This window comes from Rhodohalobacter sp. (assembly GCF_041686455.1).
GTDB lineage: Bacteria > Bacteroidota > Rhodothermia > Balneolales > Balneolaceae > Rhodohalobacter.
In genome coordinates, this window is sequence record NZ_JAWLDW010000207.1 from 1 (window position 1) to 2788 (window position 2788).

General features: G+C 42.5%; 3 protein-coding genes. All 3 read left to right on the top strand.

The features are described from left to right. Nucleotides 1-108 precede the first annotated feature (108 nt). The gene (locus ACESM0_RS13595) at nucleotides 109-1203 is read left to right on the top strand and encodes an AMP nucleosidase (protein ID WP_372906747.1); all 1095 of its coding nucleotides are present in this window, start codon (nucleotides 109-111) and stop codon (nucleotides 1201-1203) included. A 317-nt stretch (nucleotides 1204-1520) separates the two neighbouring features. Then, nucleotides 1521-2333: a DUF2975 domain-containing protein gene (locus tag ACESM0_RS13600; protein ID WP_372906745.1), complete on the top strand. Its 813-nt coding sequence runs from the start codon at nucleotides 1521-1523 to the stop codon at nucleotides 2331-2333. Next, a partial coding sequence (locus tag ACESM0_RS13605; protein WP_372906746.1) for a hypothetical protein occupies nucleotides 2330-2788 on the top strand: 459 nt, incomplete at its 3' end. The genes ACESM0_RS13600 and ACESM0_RS13605, both read left to right, overlap by 4 nt.

Below are 2788 nucleotides of genomic sequence, written 5' to 3' on the forward strand. Positions count from 1 at the left end.
GAATTACTCATCAGTAAATTTTTTATGGATAAACGACTAGAAATTACGAAAGACTTAATCAGCAACGAAAAGCAAATAGATGAGCTGGCAAATAAAGCCTGCGACTTGATGGAGAAAATCTATGATGAGGGAGACTATCCGAAGCTGATGATCAAGCGATCTTGGTCGGAGCATAACCCTATCATAACGGGAGAAATGGCTCTTCCGCATGCCTACCGCTGGTATTTGACCCGTGAGATGAAAAAACTGATGCAAAAAGGTGCGGATGTAAAAGTGTTCCCTTCACGGCCGCGGGTTGAAATGATCGACCCAAATCTGTTTGATAATGCCGACGAAGATGAGTGGGATATCACACAGAAGAAACTCTTTCTGTTCACACCGGAACGGATTGATATTTCCCTGAACAGACTGGAACACTACACCGGTACAAAACCTCAGGATTTTCAGCGCTATATACTTTTTACCAACTACGACATGCATGTGGAGGTTTTTAACGCCCTGTATCCCGATTGCGTGAAACCGGACCGATCTGTTCAGATGCCGGCCTATCACCATAAACTTCCCGATAATAAAGGTGTGACGCTGATCAACATGGGAGTGGGGCCATCCAACGCCAAAACGATTTCTGATCACGTGGCTGTGCTTCGTCCGGATGCAATGGTAATGGTAGGTCACTGCGGAGGACTCCGAAACCACCAGGAGATCGGTGATTTTGTATTGGCGACGGGTTTCATGCGCGAAGACAAGGTGCTGGATGATATATTGCCGCTCAACATCCCGATTACGCCAAATCATCTTTTGAATGTATACATGAAAGAGGTGATGGATAAATATGAAAGAGAGTATCGGCTTGGAACCGTTTATACAACGGCTAACCGGAATTGGGAGTTTATCAAAAAACGAGCTGTAGAGCAGATTCATATCAGCCGGAGTCTGGCGGTGGATATGGAGTCGGCCACGGTGGCAACCAACGGGTATCGCTATCGCGTGCCGTTTGCTACGCTTCTCTGTGTGAGCGATAAACCGCTTCACGGTAAACCGAAGCTCTCCGGTGCGGCTCAGAGCTTCTACGAAAACTCTAAAGAGCTTCATATAAAAATGGTGATTGAGGCACTTGACCATAGTAAAACACACTACCCGGAAGGATTGCCAAATTCCAGTATCCGTGCCATTAACGAGCCACTGATGGGTGGGGCGGAATGATGTGAATGGCGAGATGTAAGAGGCCAGGTGCGAGTTAAGCTTAGATTTTTAATCTACAATTTAAGAGCCGGCAGATTCGAAAGAGTCTGCCGGTTTTTTGTTTGAGACACTGCCTGGAAATCATGCTTGTGTACTCGTGGCACGCCTTTAAGTCGTGCCACGAGTGGTTGGGATATATTTACCTACTTACCTGGAATATTCATCTGATAACTATGAGGTATGTATTCGTTAGGAATTTCTTTAAAAGACAAAAAATTATTGTTTATCAATAAATAATTATCGTAATTAGGAATGAACTAAAAACTAAAAGGGATGTTATGAAATCATCTTTTACCGTAAAAATTGTTGTGTGGAGTTGCAATCTGGTTTTAATCATTTTGGCTCTATCGTTCCTTTTTGGGGTCTATTACACTATAAAGCTACCATCATTGATTGCTCCGAATATCGATTTGGAAGGTGTTACAAATATGAACTACCGGGTATCTCAAAGTTTTTTAGGAGATAATTACATATTTGAGCGAATAATCGATCGAGTAAATAACATTGACGAAGAGAATTTTTATTTCACATCCACAGATAATGTATACAGGGTCTCATTTTCTGACTCACTGACAATGAAAGCAAGTAAAATCAATCGCGATCTTAGCTCTTCAGAAAGCAGATATTTTGGGTTGATCCAAAATAGTACAATAGTTACAGAGTCAACCGATGATTTTCCTATTCGATATGCCGTGCCGGCAGTGTCTCTCGAAAAAGCGGTGTTTGTGAACTACGTTAGATCAAATGCGCTGAGTTTACTGTTTGTGTTACTATATGGAATGGTTTTTATCTGGTATTTGCGAAAATTTATTACAGGCCTTCTTACACCGGACTTCTTCACTCGAAACAATGCATTCTACCTGAAAATCACCGCATGGATGTCAATTGCTGCTCCATTATTAATGTGGCTCCTGAGTACATTTATTAGGCAAGATTTCTTTGTTGATCTGAAATTTGACAATGCTTCGGAGGTTAGCTCCGGGTTTAGTCTACCCCTGATGATGCTGTTTTTCGGATTAGTGATACTGGTTATAGCATGGAGTTTTGATCACAGCGTAAAACTCCAAAAAGAACAGGAGCTCACGATATGAAAATTTTTGGAAGCTGGTCCATCATCTCTTTTCTGCGTTTTATAGCTCAAATGATCTGGGCGATACTGTTAGTTTCAGTAGTTGTACAATGTTTACTGTTTGGGATTTTTCTCTACTCGGGAGGGGAGGTTGGCGCCATGTTCAATGTCTATATCGACTCATCGTTTTTAGTGGATCATCTAAAAGAGGTATTAGCCGACGAGCAGGCGGTGTTAACTTCTGCCGGAGGGCTGGAGATGAGTTTTGCACCTCTGCATGCGGATCTGTTTGCGGGTTCACTTTTGTGGATTGTACAAATTGGAATCGTTGGTTTGGGTCTCTATGGCTTTACCGTATTGAAGCGTGTACTGGATGCGATGCATAAAACAGACACCTTTACCGTACAAAACGGTTCCGATACCCGGATAGTTGGCGTGCTTTTGATCATAGCAGCGCCTCTCATCTTTCTGTTTAAG

Excerpts from the sequence above, each read along its gene's own strand:
- ACESM0_RS13595 (WP_372906747.1), top strand. The coding sequence starts at position 109 with ATGGAGAAAATCTATGATGAGGGAGACTATCCGAAGCTGATGATCAAG.
- ACESM0_RS13600 (WP_372906745.1), top strand. The coding sequence starts at position 1,521 with ATGAAATCATCTTTTACCGTAAAAATTGTTGTGTGGAGTTGCAATCTG.